General features: G+C 62.9%; 15 protein-coding genes. 2 read left to right on the top strand and 13 right to left on the bottom strand.

Annotation, left to right across the window (positions count from 1 at the left end):
• Positions 1 to 52: 52 nt before the first annotated feature.
• The 7 genes from rsmA to ACXWUF_RS07240 form a co-directional block, all read right to left on the bottom strand.
• Entirely contained in the window at positions 53 to 844 is a 792-nt protein-coding gene (rsmA, locus tag ACXWUF_RS07270) for a 16S rRNA (adenine(1518)-N(6)/adenine(1519)-N(6))-dimethyltransferase RsmA (protein ID WP_458494006.1), read from the bottom strand.
• A gap of 207 nt (positions 845 to 1,051) precedes the next feature.
• The gene (locus tag ACXWUF_RS07265) at positions 1,052 to 1,456 is read right to left on the bottom strand and encodes a type II toxin-antitoxin system VapC family toxin (RefSeq protein WP_458494005.1); all 405 of its coding nucleotides are present in this window, start codon (positions 1,454 to 1,456) and stop codon (positions 1,052 to 1,054) included.
• Entirely contained in the window at positions 1,453 to 1,698 is a 246-nt protein-coding gene (locus ACXWUF_RS07260) for a hypothetical protein (protein WP_458494004.1), read from the bottom strand. Before ACXWUF_RS07260 ends, ACXWUF_RS07265 begins: the two co-directional genes overlap by 4 nt.
• A 49-nt stretch (positions 1,699 to 1,747) precedes the next feature.
• Entirely contained in the window at positions 1,748 to 2,995 is a 1,248-nt protein-coding gene (locus tag ACXWUF_RS07255) for a glycosyltransferase (protein WP_458494003.1), read from the bottom strand.
• 138 nt (positions 2,996 to 3,133) lie between these two features.
• Positions 3,134 to 4,111: a 4-hydroxythreonine-4-phosphate dehydrogenase PdxA gene (gene pdxA / locus ACXWUF_RS07250; protein ID WP_458494002.1), complete on the bottom strand. Its 978-nt coding sequence runs from the start codon at positions 4,109 to 4,111 to the stop codon at positions 3,134 to 3,136.
• Positions 4,108 to 5,430, bottom strand: coding sequence for a peptidylprolyl isomerase (locus ACXWUF_RS07245; RefSeq protein WP_458494001.1), 1,323 nt, complete (start codon positions 5,428 to 5,430; stop codon positions 4,108 to 4,110). The genes pdxA and ACXWUF_RS07245 overlap by 4 nt, the downstream gene beginning before the upstream one ends.
• Before the next feature lie 181 nt (positions 5,431 to 5,611).
• Positions 5,612 to 8,722 carry an LPS-assembly protein LptD gene (locus tag ACXWUF_RS07240; protein ID WP_458494000.1) on the bottom strand — a complete coding sequence of 1,037 codons (3,111 nt, stop codon included), beginning with the start codon at positions 8,720 to 8,722 and terminating at the stop codon, positions 5,612 to 5,614.
• 202 nt (positions 8,723 to 8,924) lie between these two features.
• Here ACXWUF_RS07240 and ACXWUF_RS07235 point away from each other — a divergent pair, with 202 nt between their 5' ends.
• Positions 8,925 to 9,938, top strand: a complete 1,014-nt coding sequence (locus tag ACXWUF_RS07235) for an aminoglycoside phosphotransferase family protein (RefSeq protein ID WP_458493999.1) — start codon at positions 8,925 to 8,927, stop codon at positions 9,936 to 9,938.
• The gene (gene murU, locus ACXWUF_RS07230) at positions 9,935 to 10,597 is read left to right on the top strand and encodes an N-acetylmuramate alpha-1-phosphate uridylyltransferase MurU (protein ID WP_458493998.1); all 663 of its coding nucleotides are present in this window, start codon (positions 9,935 to 9,937) and stop codon (positions 10,595 to 10,597) included. Before ACXWUF_RS07235 ends, murU begins: the two co-directional genes overlap by 4 nt.
• A gap of 14 nt (positions 10,598 to 10,611) precedes the next feature.
• Here murU and ACXWUF_RS07225 read toward each other — a convergent pair whose 3' ends face one another.
• The 6 genes from ACXWUF_RS07225 to ACXWUF_RS07200 all read right to left on the bottom strand — a co-directional run bounded on the left by ACXWUF_RS07225 (position 10,612) and on the right by ACXWUF_RS07200 (position 15,624).
• Positions 10,612 to 11,190 (bottom strand): DUF2887 domain-containing protein, encoded by a 579-nt coding sequence (locus tag ACXWUF_RS07225; RefSeq protein WP_458493997.1) that lies wholly within the window; start codon positions 11,188 to 11,190, stop codon positions 10,612 to 10,614.
• The gene (locus ACXWUF_RS07220) at positions 11,187 to 11,447 is read right to left on the bottom strand and encodes a DUF2887 domain-containing protein (RefSeq protein WP_458493996.1); all 261 of its coding nucleotides are present in this window, start codon (positions 11,445 to 11,447) and stop codon (positions 11,187 to 11,189) included. The genes ACXWUF_RS07225 and ACXWUF_RS07220 overlap by 4 nt, the downstream gene beginning before the upstream one ends.
• 30 nt (positions 11,448 to 11,477) lie before the next feature.
• Positions 11,478 to 11,846 (bottom strand): YccF domain-containing protein, encoded by a 369-nt coding sequence (locus ACXWUF_RS07215; protein WP_458493995.1) that lies wholly within the window; start codon positions 11,844 to 11,846, stop codon positions 11,478 to 11,480.
• A gap of 15 nt (positions 11,847 to 11,861) precedes the next feature.
• A complete protein-coding gene (locus tag ACXWUF_RS07210) occupies positions 11,862 to 12,587 on the bottom strand; it encodes a hypothetical protein (RefSeq protein WP_458493994.1) in 726 nt (241 codons plus the stop codon).
• Between the two features lie 53 nt (positions 12,588 to 12,640).
• Positions 12,641 to 13,039: a hypothetical protein gene (locus tag ACXWUF_RS07205; protein ID WP_458493993.1), complete on the bottom strand. Its 399-nt coding sequence runs from the start codon at positions 13,037 to 13,039 to the stop codon at positions 12,641 to 12,643.
• A gap of 479 nt (positions 13,040 to 13,518) precedes the next feature.
• Entirely contained in the window at positions 13,519 to 15,624 is a 2,106-nt protein-coding gene (locus ACXWUF_RS07200; RefSeq protein ID WP_458493992.1) for a COR domain-containing protein, read from the bottom strand.
• Between the last annotated feature and the right edge of the window lie 337 nt (positions 15,625 to 15,961).

The raw sequence follows: 15,961 nt of genomic DNA, 5'->3' as shown, positions 1-15,961 counted from the left end.
AACGGCACCGGCGGGAGTCCACTGATTCGGGGAAATTGCTTTCGGCCACATCCTAAATCCCGCCGCCTTCCTTCTCCGTCAGCCGCCGCGCCAACCGGGCGTATTCCTCTAGCCCTAAGGTCTCGGCCCTGGCGCCGGGGTCGATGTCCAGCGCTCGCAGCTCGTCCGCCTCGAACAAGCCCCCCACCGAATTCCGCAAGGTCTTGCGCCGCTGAGAAAACGCGGCGGCCACCACCCGGCGCAGGCTGGCGGGGTCGGCGTCCACGGGCGGCGCGGCGTGGGGCACCAGCCGGACAATGGCGGACACCACCTTGGGCGCCGGGTGGAAGCTCTCCGGGTACACCTCGAACAGCTTCTCCGCCCGGCAATGGTATTGCGCCATGATGCCGAGGCGCCCGTAGTCCGAATCGCCCGGCTGCGCCGCCAGCCGGTCCACCACTTCCTTTTGCAGCATGAAATGCATGTCTTGGACTAGCCCTGTGTATTCAAACAGGTGGAACATCAAGGGCGTCGAGATGTTGTAAGGCAAGTTGCCGATGATCCGCAGCTTGTCGCTTTCAGCCAGCTTACGGAAGTCGAAGCGCAGGGCGTCGGCCCGGTGCAGTTGGAATTGGGGCTGGTCGGCGAATCGTCGCTCCAAGTGCCCGGCCAGGTCGCGGTCGATTTCCACCGCATCCAAGTGGCGACAATGGGGCAGGAAGGCGGCGGTCATCACGCCTTCGCCGGGGCCGATTTCCACCACGTGCTCGGTGGAACCGGGCGTCACGGATTGCACGATGCGGTGGACCACGGCGGCATCGCGGAGGAAGTTCTGGCCGAAGCGTTTGCGGGGGATGTGGGTCATTGAGAAGCTTTATGGCAAAAAGATGTATTTCGTGGGGTGGGTGTGGGCGCCCATCGCCAAGGCTAAGGATTCCCGTTGAATTTTCCGTGCGCCATAACCCGCCGCGCTCTGGCCGAGGAATCGATGGGTTACGGCGCACGCCTGCTTTAACATGAAAGGGAAGCTTTGAGATGTGCGCCTCGCTCCATCCTATGTTCTGGGCTGGAATTACGGAATACGCACGTCAAGTTGTGGTATTCGCCGAAAGACCGCATCGTTGGTGACGAAAACATGGGCACCGGATATCAGGCTGCTCGCGGCTTGAATAGCGTCAGGTGTGGCAAGCCCATATTGAGCGCGTAGATGGGTGGCGATTTCGACGAGGTCGGCGGTTAGCTCGACGATTTCAAGGTCGGCGCTTTGGAAGAAATCCCGATATTTGCCAATTAGGGCGGCGTTACGGTCCCGAATCGGCTTGACGAGGCATTCCAGACAGGAAAGACGGGAAACGACAATGCCAGCCTTGGGATATTCCAGGCGGTGTTTCGCACAAAGACGGGCCAAGTCGGCGAAATAAGGCTCGGCGCTTTCCACCGTGTAAACAACGGCGCAGGCATCGAAAAATAATTTCACTGCTCGCCCCAGCTTGCCCGTTCGGCTTTGATCTGAGCGTCAATCTCTTCCCGCGACCGGGTTCCTTCATAGGGGCGGCGCAATATGTGGTCCCATACGCTGGGTGCAGTTGGCTTTGACGGTGCCTGCTCCAAGGCTTCCCGCATCAGACGGGTAACCACTTGGCCGATGTCTTGCCCGGAGAAAGCGTTTTCGAACCGGGTTTTAATGTCGTCGGGTACGTTGATTTGAAGTGTCGCCATAAGGTTTGCCGCGAGTGCTGATTGAGAACGGAGTGAGTCGGCACGTAATTTAACACGCCCCACGCGGCCCCAGCTCCAACACCTCGTCCACCAGCCCCAGCCAGGCCGGGAGGCATTGGCTTTGGCGGTCGAAGCGCTCGACCACGGCGCGGCGGGCGCCCTCGCGCAAGGCTTGATGCTCGGCGGGGCGGCGGCAGGCGTCGATCATGGCGGCGGCGAGTCCATCCACAGCGAAGAAATCCACCAGCAGGCCGTTTTCGCCATGGCTGACGACCTCGCGCACCGGCGCCGTGTCCGAGCCAATCACCACGGCACCACTCGCCATGGCTTCAAATAATGACCAGGACACCACGAACGGGTAGGTCAAATAGACATGGGCCGAGCTAGCCGCAATGGCCTTGAGCATGTCGGGGTAGGGCAGCCGACCCGTGAAATGCAGCCGGGACAGGTCCACCCGGCCGCGGATTTCGTCCAGGTAAACATCTCGCCAAGTGCGTCCGGCGGGAGGCGGCGGGTCGTAATTGCCCACCTCGTTGGCGCCGATCAGGATGATTTCCGCCGCCGGCACGGCGTCCAGCAAGGCGGGCAGGGCGCGGAAGAAAATATGGCAGCCGCGCAAGGGACCGAAGCGGCGGTTGATGAACGTCACCACCGGGCGGGAGCGGTCCAGCACGCGGCCATCGGGCAGGCGGAAGCTGGCGTCCGGGTCCGGGCGGATGGCCTCTGTGTCCACGCCCTCGTGGATGATCCGGGTGGCCTCCCGCAGCCGGGGCGGCAGCATGGACGCCTGGAAGGCGCTGGGCGCGACGATCCGGTCGGCTTCCGCCAAGGCCAGCGCCATGGTGGCGTTCTTGGCGTGCAGGCGGAAGCGCTTCTCCATGTCCAAGGGCGGGAATTCCGGGTCGAAGCCCACGTCCCCGCCCTCGCTGCGGTAGAAGAATTCGGCGTATTCGATGCGCCGCGCCCTGGGGAACACCTCGCCCAGAAACAGCGTCTCGCCCCAGCCGGGATGGCCGATGATGAGGCCGGGTTCGAAGCCCTTGTCCTTCAACGCGAGGGCCGCGTGGGCGGCGGCGTGGCCCCGGATCAGGTCGGCCTCGGCCCGCGTGGCCGGCGGGAAGATGCCAGGGCTGGTGCCCCGGCCATGCTTCCAGCGGACCATGGGCACGTCGGGAAGCCCGGGCGCGGTCGCCTGTCCGATGGCGGCGACCCGCGTGCCACGCGCCCGCAGGGCTTGGCACAGGAAGCCGAACTGGCCGGGGAAGTTGTTGTGGACGAAGAGGATGGCGGGGGGCATGGCTGGGTTATGGAATCTGCGATCCAGGCTATAGGATGGGTGCAGCGCAGCGAAACCCATCACTCAGGGCTAGGCGGCGGGATGGGTTCCGTAAAGCTCCACCCATCCTGTAAGGAACATCTGGCGGCGGGATGCGGTTTAAGTTTTACGGGTCATTTCCAGCGCCGCCTGAATGGCCGCTTCCAGACTGCCCGCGTCGGCCTGGCCGGTTCCGGCCAAGTCCAGCGCCGTGCCGTGGTCCACGGAGGTGCGGACAATCGGCAGCCCCAGCGTGATGTTCACCGCCCGCCCGAAACCCCGATACTTCAGCACCGGCAAGCCCTGGTCGTGGTACATCGCCAGCACCGCGTCGGCCCGTTCCAAATATTTGGGCAAGAACAGCGTGTCGGCGGGCAGCGGCCCCGACAGATCGAAGCCTTCCCGCCGCAACGCATTGAGTACCGGCTCGATGACCTCGATTTCCTCCCGGCCCAAATGTCCGCCTTCCCCGGCGTGGGGATTGAGTCCACAGACCAGGATGCGCGGCGCGGCGAGGCCGAAGCGTTCCCGCAAGTCATGCTCCAGTATCCGCAAAACCTGCTCCAGCCCAGCGCGGGTGATGGCGCGGCTGACTTCGCTCAAGGGCAGGTGCGTGGTCGCCAGCGCCACCCTGAGGCCCGGCGCGGTGAGCATCATCACCGGCACGCCGCCGGTCATCTCGGCGATGTATTCGGTGTGCCCGGTGAAGGGCACGCCCGCCTCGTTGATGACGCCTTTGTGGACCGGCGCCGTCACCATGGCATCGAAGCGGCCCGCCAGACAGGCGCGGGCGGCGGCGGCGATGGTGTCCAGCACATAGGGCGCATTGGCCGGGTTCAATTGGCCGGGGGTGAAGTCGGCGGCGCGGGCGGCGGGCCAGACCCGGAGCGTGCCGGGCTGGCGCGGGCGGGGCAGGGTGCCCGGCTCGACGGCTTCCACTCGCAGCGTCAGGCCCAGCCGGGCGGCGCGGTCTTGCAGCAGGGCCGGATCGCCGACCACGGTGAGGTCGCAGGGCAGGGCGGCTTGCGCCAGCCCGACGCACAGGTCCGGGCCTATCCCTGCTGGTTCGCCTGTGGTGAGGACCAGCCGCGCCGTCATCGCGGGATGAAGCTTTCCGGGGCCGGTTCGGCGATGCGGATTTCCACGTAGGCCTCGTCGCGGATGCGGCGCATCCATAGCTCGGTTTCTTCCTCCACCTTGCGCTTGAAAATCTCGTCGCGGGCCTGCTTCTTGAGCAGCTCGTCGGTGTCGTTGGACTCCTGCTTCTCCAACACCTGGATGAGGTGCCAGCCGTACTGGGTCTGGACCGGGTCGCTGAGTTCGTTGATGGCGAGGTGGTTCATGGCGTCCTCGAACTCGGCCACCAGGGCGCCCGGCGGCACCAATCCCAGGTCGCCGCCCTTGATGGCCGAGCCTTTGTCGTCGGAATGGCCCCGCGCCAGCACGGCGAAGTCGTCGCCCGCCTCGATGCGGTTCTTGAGGGCCAGCAGCTTCTTCCGGGCCTCATCGTCGGACAGCACCTCGTTGGGCTTGATGAGGATATGCCGGACGTGGGTCTTGGTGATCTGCGCCACGCCGCCGCCCTTCACGCCCAGCAGTTTGATGATGTGGAAGCCGCTGGGGCTGCGGATCGGGCCTTCGATGTCGCCTTGCTTCATCTTCGGCACGGCGTCGGCGAACAGGGTGGGAATCTGGCTGAGCTTGCGCCAGCCCAATTCACCGCCGCTCAGGGCTTGGTCGGAATCCGAGGAGGCCAGCGAGGCTTGCTTGAAGTCCTGGCCTTTCTTTAGATCGCTCACCAGCCGGTCGGCCTTTTCCTTGGCTTTCTGCACCACGGCGGGCGAGGCGGCCTGGGGCGTCCCGACCAGGATGTGCCCAAGCAGGAATTCGCTGTCGCCGCTCACCCCTGATTTGCCCTGGGTGTCCAGCCAATGCTGGACCTCCCGGTCGCTGATCTTGATCTGGCTGTTGACCTGCCCGGCGCGGAGCCGCTGCACGGCCATCTCGTTGCGGATTTGCTCGATGAAGTCGGCGTACTCGATGCCTTCGCGCCGCAGCGAGGCCCGCAGGTCTTCGGGACTCATGTTGTTGCGCTGGGCGATTTGCTGCGCCGCGAGGCGGAGGCTCTCGTCGTCGATGCGGACGCCGGATTTCTCCGCCAGATGGGACTGGATTTTGTCCAGGATCAAGCGCTCCAACACCTGCCGGGCCAGGATGGCGTCGGGCGGTAGCTGGGTGTTGCTCTGGGCCAGGCCGCGTTTGAGTCCGGCCAGCTTTTGCTGGAGTTCGCTGGCCAGGATCACGTCGTCCTCCACCACCGCCACGATGCGGTCCACGGGAAGATCGGCGGAGACCTGCGTGCCCGCCAGCCCGGCGAGCAGGGGAAAGAATCTCAGGAATAGCTTGGCGTTGCGCATAGAAAAAAACTCGCGATGAAGGGACGAGACCGACCCGGCTTTCAAAACCGGGGCGGTCTACATCGGTTATTTCCATAGGATGGGTTCCGCTGCGCTGCACCCATCCCACGAGTCTGGCTGGGTTTTCGGGGATGAGACCGACTCGGTTTCCAAAACCGAGTCGGTCTACGTCGGTTTGCTTTTAGTAATAATCCCCGAACCGATAGCCGCTGATTTCGTTCCGCATGAACAGGTCCACCTGGTCGCCGAGCCGGGTCAGCCCCTTGAATTCCAATTGCAGGAAGATGCCATTGTTGGCCTGGGTGTCGCCGGTGCCCGATTGGATGTTGTTGATGAAGCGCCGCCCCAACAGGCTGAAGCGCCAGCAGCAGGTTTCCCGCTCGAAGCCAAGGAAGGTCTCCAGGGTGAGCCGGTCCACGATGGAATATTGCCAGCGGCCAATGACGTGCCAGCCCTGGACGATGGGCAGGCGGAACGACACGTCGGTGAGGTTCAAGCAGGGGTTGATGAGGTCGCCCTGGACACAGGTCAGCGAGTTTTGGTTGCGCCGGTAGCGGTAGGCGACGTTCAGCAGGTCGTTTTGCCGGTTGTTGTATTGCAGGGCCACGATGCCCCGGTCGATCTGGTTCCGGTCCGGGTTCCACTGGCCCCCGGCGCGCAATGACCAATCCTGGCTGAGTCCCGCGAACACATCGCCGATCAGGTTGGAATTGCTTTCCAACTGACTGGCAACCGGCGGCCCGTACAGGGAGACCTCCCGGTTCTGAAAATAGAACGCGTTGCCGATGCTGGCCCGGAGCCGTTCCAGCCCGGTGGATTGGTCGATGAGCCGGGAGGTCAGCGCGAGGGTCAGTTGGTTGGAATCGCCGATCCGGTCGCCGCCGGTGAAGCGGTTCTCGCGGAACAGTTGGTAATAGGTGTAGTCGTAGGGCGAGGAATCGAAGACCGGGATATTGTCCTGCTTCACCTTGGGGATGTAGGTGTAGAACAGGCGGGGTTCCAGGGTTTGGAGCATTGGCGTGTCCGCCAGCGCCATATCCCGCTCGAAGGTGGCGCCGCTGTCCAGGGAGAAAATCGGCACCGTCATGCTCTCGGAGGTGCCGGTCTTGCCGGTGTATCCCCCGCTGTTGGCCCACACCGCTTGCTGCAATCCGGTCCAGGCGTCCGGGTTGGTCAGCCAATACTCGTTGTGCTGCACGGCGAAGCTGGGCGTGATGTAGCCGCCCGGCGTCTGGAACGGATAGTAAATCCGGGGGCGCAGCTTCAGCCGTTGGCCGGTGGTCCTGTCCTTGGCCGAGGTGTCGAAGCCATCCGCCTGCACCAACCCCTCGAACATCAGCCCCGTATCGGCGATGGGGTTGAAGTAGCTGAAGACTAGCTGGGGCAAATGGAAATAGGGCTGGCCGTTGGCGTTGATGACGGTCGGGTCGATGGTCTGGTAGTAGTCGATCTGGCCGCGCAGCGCGTAGTTCGGGCCGGCGTAGTTCAGGTAGCCGATGCTGCGGATGTTGCGCTTGTCGACGAGGTGGAGCGGCGACCCGAATTGGTTCAGGAAGCGGTAGTCGGACACATAGTTGGCGTCCACATGGGCGATGAGGTTTTCACTGAACCGGGTGTCGTTCAGGAAGGCCGCTTGCCCCCGCACCGTGGGGATGTGGGGCAGGCCCCGGTCGGCGGGATTGATGGCTTTGTTCGCCGCGTTCTTGGCGTCGATCTCGGCGTTGTCGTCCGCCGCGCCCTGATCGTCGGGCACGATGTCGGCGATGATCCGGCCCCGGGTCATGTCGCTCAGGTAGCGGAATTCGTTGTTCAACTGGAAGCCGCGCTTGGTCAGGTAGCGGGGCATGACCGTGTAGTCGTAGTTGGGCGCCAGATTGAAGTAATAGGGGGCCGCGAAGGCGAATCCGCCGTACTTGGTGACGCTCGCCGAGGGGCTGAGGAAGCCCGACAGGCGGCGGCTGTCCACCGGGAAGCTCATGTAGGGCGTCCAGAAGAACGGCACGTCCTTGAACTCGATCCAAGCGCTCTGGGCCGTGCCGGTGCCGGTTTCCTTGTTGATCTTGACCTTGTCGGCGTGCAGCAGCCAATCCTGGTCGCCCGGCGGGCAAGTGGTGTAGGTGAAGGTCTCGTAACGGGACAGGGTGCCGCTGTCCAAGTGGGTGACGCGGGACGTGCCCCGCGCCGGGATGGTTTCCAGCAAGAACTGGGAATTGCGGAACACGCCCTGGCTGGTGTCCGAATCCAGGAAGCCGGTGTCGCTGGACAGGCTGAAGCCCTTCTCCTGGTAGATCACGTTGCCCTGGGCGTTGACGGCGTTGGTGCGGGTGTTGCGGGTGACGAAATCGCCCCACAGCTTCTGGTCGGCCTTGGTCAACTGGGCGGCGCCGGAGAAGTTCACCAGTTCGCTGTCCAGCATCTCGAAATAATCCGACTGGATTTCCGTCGGGGCGGCTTCCCGCGCCAGCCTATCCTCGTTGGTCAGGACATACTCGGCGACAGGGGCCGGTTTGCGCCGCGCCAGCCCTGGCGCACAGACGTTTTTCCAGGGATCGGTCGGCAAGAGGCTCATCATCTTGCCGAAGCGCTGCTCATCCGCCGGGGTGATCGTGGTGGCTTCCGCCCATTTCTCCACCGGCTGGCCCGATTCGCCCACCACATGGGCCACGCCTCGGGGGTCCGCGCCCGTCAGCGAGCAATTCCAGCCCTTGCCGGACTCGTCGGCCTCCCCCGGTTCGCAGGCCCAGCCGGAGCGCTGCGGCTTCGCGGCGGTCTTGGTTTCGGCGGTGGGCTGGGGATTGATGGCCTCGGGGAGGCGCTTGAGTTCCGCCGCCGTGGTCGGCAGGGGCGTCGGCGCGGCGATGGCCGGTGCCGGGCGCGATTTTGGCGCGACGATGCTGGGCCGAGTGGGGGCGGGCGGTTCGCTAGGCTCGGCGGGCGGCGTCTCGGCGCGGGGTGGCTGGGCCGGACGCGGCGCGGGCGGTTCGGGTTGCGCGACGCGGGGCGCGGGTTGCTCCGGCTCCTCCGGCTCGACGGGCCGGGCGGTGGCGCGGCGGGGTGGCATGGGTTCGGCGGGCGGTTCGGCGCGGGTGCGTCCCTCGGGCACCTCGCGGGGCGTCTCGGCGGGTGTCGATGGGGTGCCGGGCGATTTGGTGGCGCAAACCCACTGCTTGTCGTCTTTGCTGCGCGTACAGTTCCAATCCTCGGCGGCGGCCCACAGCGAGGACGGTGCCAGCCCAGCCAGACAGACGGCCAGGGTCAACGGGCGACGCTTCAAATGAAAGGGGAGAACCATGCTAAGCGGGCAATGTCGGCGCCGGAAGGCGTTCGGAAAAGGGCGATCCGAGAAGTTCGGCCTGACCGGATCGTAAATGGGTGGTGCCAGTGGCGGCATTATCGCCGGGATAATCTTTATGGTGAAATATCCCGCGCCAAGAAAATCATTCTACCGTATCGACGCTTCCCGTTAAGCACTTTTCCATAGAAACACCTTTGACATGCCATCCCCGGATATACGATTAACCGCCCTGCTCGACTGGTTGCGGATAGGTTTAGGCCATCCCGTTGAGCGCCTCGAACCCGCCTCCGCCGACGCCAGTTTCCGCCGGTATTTCCGCGCCTGGATTGGCGGCGGAACCCACATCGTCATGGACGCCCCGCCGCCGCAGGAAAACGTCCGGCCCTTCCTGGCCGTCGCCGAACTGCTGCGGAAGGCGGGCGTGCAGACGCCAGAAGTCCACGCCGCCGACCCGGATCAGGGCTTCGTGCTGCTGGGGGATTTCGGTAGCCAAAGCTATCTCGACGAACTCAATGCCGAGTCCGCCGACCGCCTCTACGGCGACGCCCTCGCCACCCTGCTGCGCCTGCAAACCGGCGTAGAGGCGACGACTTCCGGGCTGCCCGCCTACGACGAGCCGCTGTTGTGGCGGGAGTTGGAGATTTTCCGGGAATGGTTCCTCGGGCGATTGCTCGGACTGGAATTGTCGGCGCCCGAAACGGCCCTGCTGGACGCGACTTGGCGGCGGCTTATTCGCTCCGCGCTGGAACAGCCCCGCGTCTGCGTCCACCGGGATTATCACTCGCGCAACCTGATGCTGACCGCGCCGGACAATCCCGGCGTGCTGGATTTCCAGGACGCCGTGGTCGGTCCCGTTACTTACGACCTCGTGTCGCTGCTGCGGGATTGCTATATCGCTTGGCCCGCCGAGCGGGTGGCGGGGTGGCTGGACGGCTATCGCGGCCAACTCCGGGACGCGGGGTTAATCAACCTAGCGGATGAGGACCGCTTCCGGGGCTGGTTCGATCTCATGGGGATGCAGCGCCACCTCAAGGCCATCGGCATCTTCTCCCGCCTCAAGCTGCGGGACGGCAAGACCGGCTATCTCAAGGATATTCCCCGCACCCTGGATTATGTCTTCGAGGCGGGCGCGGCCCATCCCGACTTTGCCGAATTCCTGGACTTTCTCAACGCCCAGGTCCGGCCCCGGCTGGCGGAGGGATTGTCGCTATGAAAGCCATGATTCTCGCGGCGGGCCGGGGCGAGCGGATGCGCCCGCTGACCGACCACACGCCCAAGCCTTTGCTGTCGGCGGGCGGTCGGCCTTTGATTGAACATCTTGTGGTGGCCTTGGTGGCCGGGGGCTTTTCCGACATCGTGGTGAACACGGCCCACTTGGGCGAGCAGATCGAGGAATATCTCGGCGATGGCAGTGAATTGGACGCCCGGATTGAGTATTCGCGGGAAGGCGAAGCCTTGGAAACCGGCGGCGGCATTCAGCGTGCCTTGCCGCTGTTGGGCGACGGGCCGTTTTTGGTGGTCAATGGCGACATCGCCACCAATTTCCCTTTCGCCGGGCTGCGGAACCGCCCGGAAGGGCTGGCTCATTTGGTGCTGGTGCCCAATCCGCCGCACCATGCGCGGGGCGACTTCGTGCTGGACGGGGAAGCGGTCGTGGATGTAGGCGAGTCGCGCCATACCTTTAGCGGCATCGGCGTCTATCGCCCGGAGATGTTCGGTGACTTAAGCCCTGGCCGCTTCGCCCTGGCACCGCTGCTGCGGGCGGCCATGGCGGAGGGCAAGGTGAGTGGGGAACTTTACGAGGGGCTGTGGATGGACATCGGGACGGTGGAGCGGCTGGCGGCGTATGACCTGTGGCTGAGGAGGGGCTGAAGCCGCCCGCCTGTTTAATGTTCCCAAATGTCCTCTAAGCGGGCGGCGTCCAGGACACGTTCGCCCCACACCAGCAATGTTTCGGCATCGGCATTGGCGATGCGCTGCCGGGCGGTTTCTGGTAGGGATGGAAATTTGCGCTCCAGTAGGCGCAACAGCAGGGCGGCTTCCCCCTTGGCTTGGCCTTTGAATTCGCCTTCGGCGAATGCTTCCTGGTAAAACTTGGTTTGCTTGAGTTCGATGTCGGTGAAGCCAAACATGTCTTGAATCTCCTTGCGGGTGAACTTGGGCAGTTTATAAACCAGGATGGTTTCGAGCAAATCCAGCCAATCCACGCCGTCATCGGGATAGTGAGTCCGGTGGGCTTGGACCTTATCCACGATGGCGGGTATCTGGCCGAATTCGGCACCGATCAAAGCCAACAGCCAGAATTTGGGATTGGCGCTGTCCAGCAGCGGTAGCTCGCTCAGGTAAATCCGGCGCAGATTGGACAGACTGAGGAACGGGGCGCACATGGCCGAAAGGCATTCGGCGGCGGGGCTGGAGTAAATGACCACCACGTACCAGGGCGCGGCGGTGGGATACTGATTCAAATGAATGAGAATATCTCACTGAACAGGCGCGGGTAAAACCCATCGTCGGGCTGACATTGCGCTTCCAAATAGGTGCGGGGCGCGTCCGGCTGGTCGTCGGGCGGTTCCAGCACGCCATCCAAGCGGAATGCTGTTTGCTTGATTTCCTGCGAACGGAACGAATAGCGCTCGGGTTCCGGCACAGTCAGCCCGGCGAGTTCGAAAGCCAAAGCCGGTTCGGCTTGGAATAAGCGGTAGAACAGGCTATCGGTTTTCATCGGCGGGCGTTACGGGGCAATCCAAGTCTCTCACCGCAAATCCCGCCCAAACGGAAGCAGCGACAATGGAATCAGCTTGATGTGCTGGAAGGCGAAGGGAATGCCGATGATGGTGACGGCCAGCACGGCGGCGCTGGTCAGGTGGGCGAGGGCGATGGGCCAGCCGAACAGCACCAGCCACAGCACGTTGAAGATCAAGCCCAACACGCTGTTGGCGTTTTCTGTCTCCACCACGTCCTTACCGAACGGCGCGAACACCGCCACGCCCAGCTTGATGGACTGAAGCCCGAAGGGAATCCCGATGATGGTCAGGCACAGCCCGAGTCCGCCCAAGATGTACCCCAAGCCAGCGATTAACCCACCGAAAATCAGCCAGATGATGTTGCCGAACAGGCTCATGTCCAAGCTCCTCGGTCAATGCCGCTTGATGTCCACGGTAAGTGGGACCGTGGCGCCGGTGTTGCCGTTCATTTCCGTGGCGATGACGCTGATTTCGTGGGGTCCGTAGCTGTGGAAGGTGTGGGGCGCGGAAAAGAAGCTGGGCTGGCCGTTGTAGCTCAGGGGCAGGTTGACGGTTTTGCCGCCGTCGCTGATGAGGGCGTGGACGTTGAAGTTGGCGGCGGGCCAGAACAGGTTCTCGATCAGGCAGCCGCACATCATCCGCACCTGGGCGGTGATTTGGGTGGGAACGCCCGGCACGATGCCCTCGGCGGAGTTGGCCGTGGGCGCGGCCAAGCCCACCAGCAGGCCGGGCACGACCATCACCACGGCCATGGCGCCGGTCAGCGGCGCCTGGGGAATGACCAGCCGTTGGCAGGTGACGAATACCTTGGGTTCCTGCCGCGTGGTCGCCACGAAAGTCAGCAGGGTCGGCTCGGTCAAGGCGAGGTCGGCGGTGAATTCCGTCGCCAATTCATCGCGGACGGGATGGCCCCAGGGGTAGGGCTGGCCCATGATGAGCGGGGTGACGCCGGAGCCGTCGGTGTCCGGGGCCAGGCGCTGTTCGGTGATTCCAGAGGCGAGGGGCTTGTCGGGGTGCTTGGGGTCGTAGATGTCGATTTGGGCGAAACCCACCGGCTTGCCGATGAATTTGCCGCCATAGGCCAAGGCTCTGACGGACACTTTGGTGGCTTGGGGCATGAGGGGTGGCTCCGTTTTTGGGGTGTTGCTTTGTGGAGCGGTGGCGGGCGCGGTTAGGTTGCCACGCCGGTCATGGTGAAGGGTCCGCCTGCGTATTCGCTGGGCTTGGATGATTCTCTGCCGGTTCGAGTGCTGATGAGGGAGGCCGGGCGGGCGCCCACGTCCAGAATCTGCCGCCCCACGCGGAGGGTGGCGGTTGGTTCGATGGCGATTTTGGTTGTCCCGGAAGAGGGGGGCGCTATGGGCGCTTCCGCTATCTGTAAAACCTGTCGGCCCACGCGGATAGTGGTGGTCGGTTTCGCCGGAGTTCCAGCGGAATCGCTAGACCCCGGACGCGGGCCGGTTTCTATGATTTGCCGTCCCACGCGGATGGTGCCGCCCGCGGGTTGTGTCGGGGTGAGTTTCACCACGGTGCCGCCGATGGCTTCGATGTCGTGCGCTAGGCCATTCATCCAATCGTCCGCGCCTTCTAGGGGTCAAGGTCACGATTTGCGTGTCGCCTTGAACCTCGCGCTTCTGGGCGCTGGGCTGACGGCCTCGACGCCGGAAGGCCATCATGATCTTGGAGAAAAAACCGGATTGGTTCGGAGCGGTAATCGTCAACTCGTACAGCATGCGTCCTCCTACAAGAGCAAACTGCCACCGGCATTATTTGGAGTCGCAGGGGGCGGGTGGCTCGCCTCCCGTTCGAAATTGGCCGGATGCGCTTGGTACGGTTTGGGTTCGATTGGGCCGCATCCAGCGATACACGCATAGGGTACGTCCGTCGCCGGGCAATGGCTGTGATGGGATGACGGGAATGTAGGGGAATATTTACGGGGCGTGTGCGAAGTTGGTGCGATTTAATCGTTCCCACGCTTGGCGTGGGAATGCATCCGGCGGCGCTCCCGCGCCGCGAGTCGGAACGCCGGAGCGTGGGAACGATGAAAATCTACCGCCGCACCTTCCGCAGCTTCGCCGCTGCGATGGTCGGTTCCAAGCGCTTGGCGACTTCGGTCCACGCCGCGTCCTTGTTCGCCGCCGAGGTGATCCACTGCCCCGGCGTGCCCTGTAGCGCTGCCAGTGGCAAGCCATCCCAAGCGCACTCCCGCAGTCGGATGGGCACCACTTCTTTTTCTCCCCGCCCATGCGCCTCCATCGCCGCCGCCAGTTCCTGGGTGTAGCAAAAGTCTGAGTTGATGAAATCCGCGCTCACCAAACACAGCACCACATCCGCCTCGTTCAATTCCCGGAAGATGGTCTCGTTCCAATCCGCCCCAGCGTCGATGCTGCGGTCATCCCACAGCCGCAGCTTCTCCAAGCGCACCAACGGCGACAGCGCAGCCCGGAGTTCGGCTACGAAATCGCGGTTCTCACCAAACTGATCTTTGAAATTCCCATCTCTGTGCGCGTAGGACACGAACGCCTTCACCGGCGTCTGGGCGGTAGCGTCCCGCATGGCGGGTTCTTCCACGCCGTTCAGTAGGTCAGCGACCGGGATGTGTTTCTTCACCTGCCAGACAAAAATTTCCTTCACCTTCGCCTCTTCCGCCGCCACCAAGCTTTCGTATTCCAGGAATTCCCCGCCGCCCGGAATCGGCACCCATTCCGTGGTGGGCAAATTGGCGAAATCGGCGACGATTTCCTTGACGGTCTCGCGGATGTAGCTGAGGAACCGGCGCGGTTCGGCCCCGCACACGTCGATGCGGAGTTGCTTGTCTTCCTTGTCGGATCGCACCCGCGCCGTGGCGTCGAACACGCTGCGCTTTTCCAGCACCATGCCAGTCCGCCAGCGCAATTCGCCCTTGATGAAGGAATGCAGCTTGACCATGAGCCGGGGAAACACGCTGTCGGGCAGGAATTCGGGGAAGCGGATGACGAAGTGCAGCACCGCGCCGCTGGGTTGGAAATCCGGTTCGGACACCGGCAGCAGTTGCGGGACGATGTGGCGGCGGCGGTCCAGCGGGTAGCAGAGTTCGAATTCTTCCATCACCCGGACGATGTAGTTGAGCTTGTCCAGCGGGTAATGGAAGGTTTTCTCGCTGGTGTCGGCGTAGCGGGGGTCGTTGATGACCTTGTCGAAATCGGCCTCGTGGAGCAGGCCACCCTGGTTCGCCACGAGCTCGGAATTGATGATGCGGTACACGCCGTTGGTGAGCCACAGGGGGTTGAGGATTTGGGTGTCGAAGTTCTTGAGGTTGCGGAAGTTGATGACCACGCCCAAATCGTGCAGGAATTGCAGCAGCACGCTCTGGCTGAACTTCCGGTCAACGCCTTGTTGATGGCATATCGCTTCGTAAGCTGCCGAGTCGATGTAGTCGTAATCCTTCACCAGTTCGGCGAAATGTTCCTTCACAGCCAGCCACGCGGCGGGGAACGGGGTGCGGCGGGCGGGGGCTTGGGCGATTTCGGCGGCAAGGGCGTGGCGGAAGTCGTCCAGGCCATCGCCCCTGCGGCAGGACAGCCGGAAGAATTGGCGGATTTGCGGGTATTTCTCCTGTAAGCCTTTGCGGTTGACCTCGAAGGCGGGGTTTTCGTCGATCTTGTTCAGCACCACCAGCACCGGGGATTCGCCGCCGAAGCTGTTGGCGTGTTTCAGCCAGTATTCGGCTTTTTCGTCTTTGCGGCTGTCGAGGACCAGCACGTAGACGCAGCGTTGGGAGAGGAAGAATTGGTGGGTGGCGTGCATGACTTCCTGGCCGCCGAAATCCCACAGGTGGGCGGTGACGGTTTCGCCGCCGTCGAGGGTGAAGGGGGTTTTGCGGATGCGGATGCCGTGGGTTTGGTCTTCGTCGGGGTCGAAGGCTTCGCCGCGTAGCTGTTTGATGAGGGAGGTTTTGCCGGAGGCGCCTTCGCCGAGGAAGATGACTTTGATTTCGTTGAGAAGGGTGCGGTCGTCGCCGAGTTGTTCGAAGTATTCGACGACGGCTTCGGGGCCACCGTCTTTGGGAAATTCAACCGGGGGAATAATAAGCGGGCAACCTTCAACGAAAATGCAGTCTGAGGCATCGAATTCGTTTTTAACGGCCCATCCTTCTTTAATTCGGGGCCATAACACAGAGATATCCGAAACCTGACTATGTGAACAATCAAGCCATTCAAGGGAATTGAGTCCAGCTAGAACCGATATTTCAGAAACCTTTGTGTGAGCAAAACTAAGACATTCTAGGTCGTATAAATTGCTTAAGCACGATAAATCTGATACTTCCGTACGATCACAAATTAATGAGCGCAACTGATATAGGTCGCACAATGGAGACAAATCCGAGATAAAGGTCTCTGAGCAGAATAATGTTACTAGTTTTTTGAGATTTCTTAGTAGACATGTTCCCGACCTAAGTTGCTGTTTTTAATGACAGTTTAAAGTTCCAGAGGCCAGCCCCAATATAAATGAA

The sequence above is a fragment of the Methylomagnum sp. genome (assembly GCF_054333355.1).
The sequence above is the reverse complement of the archived record's forward strand: the minus strand, read 5'-3'. Positions and strand labels throughout refer to the sequence as shown.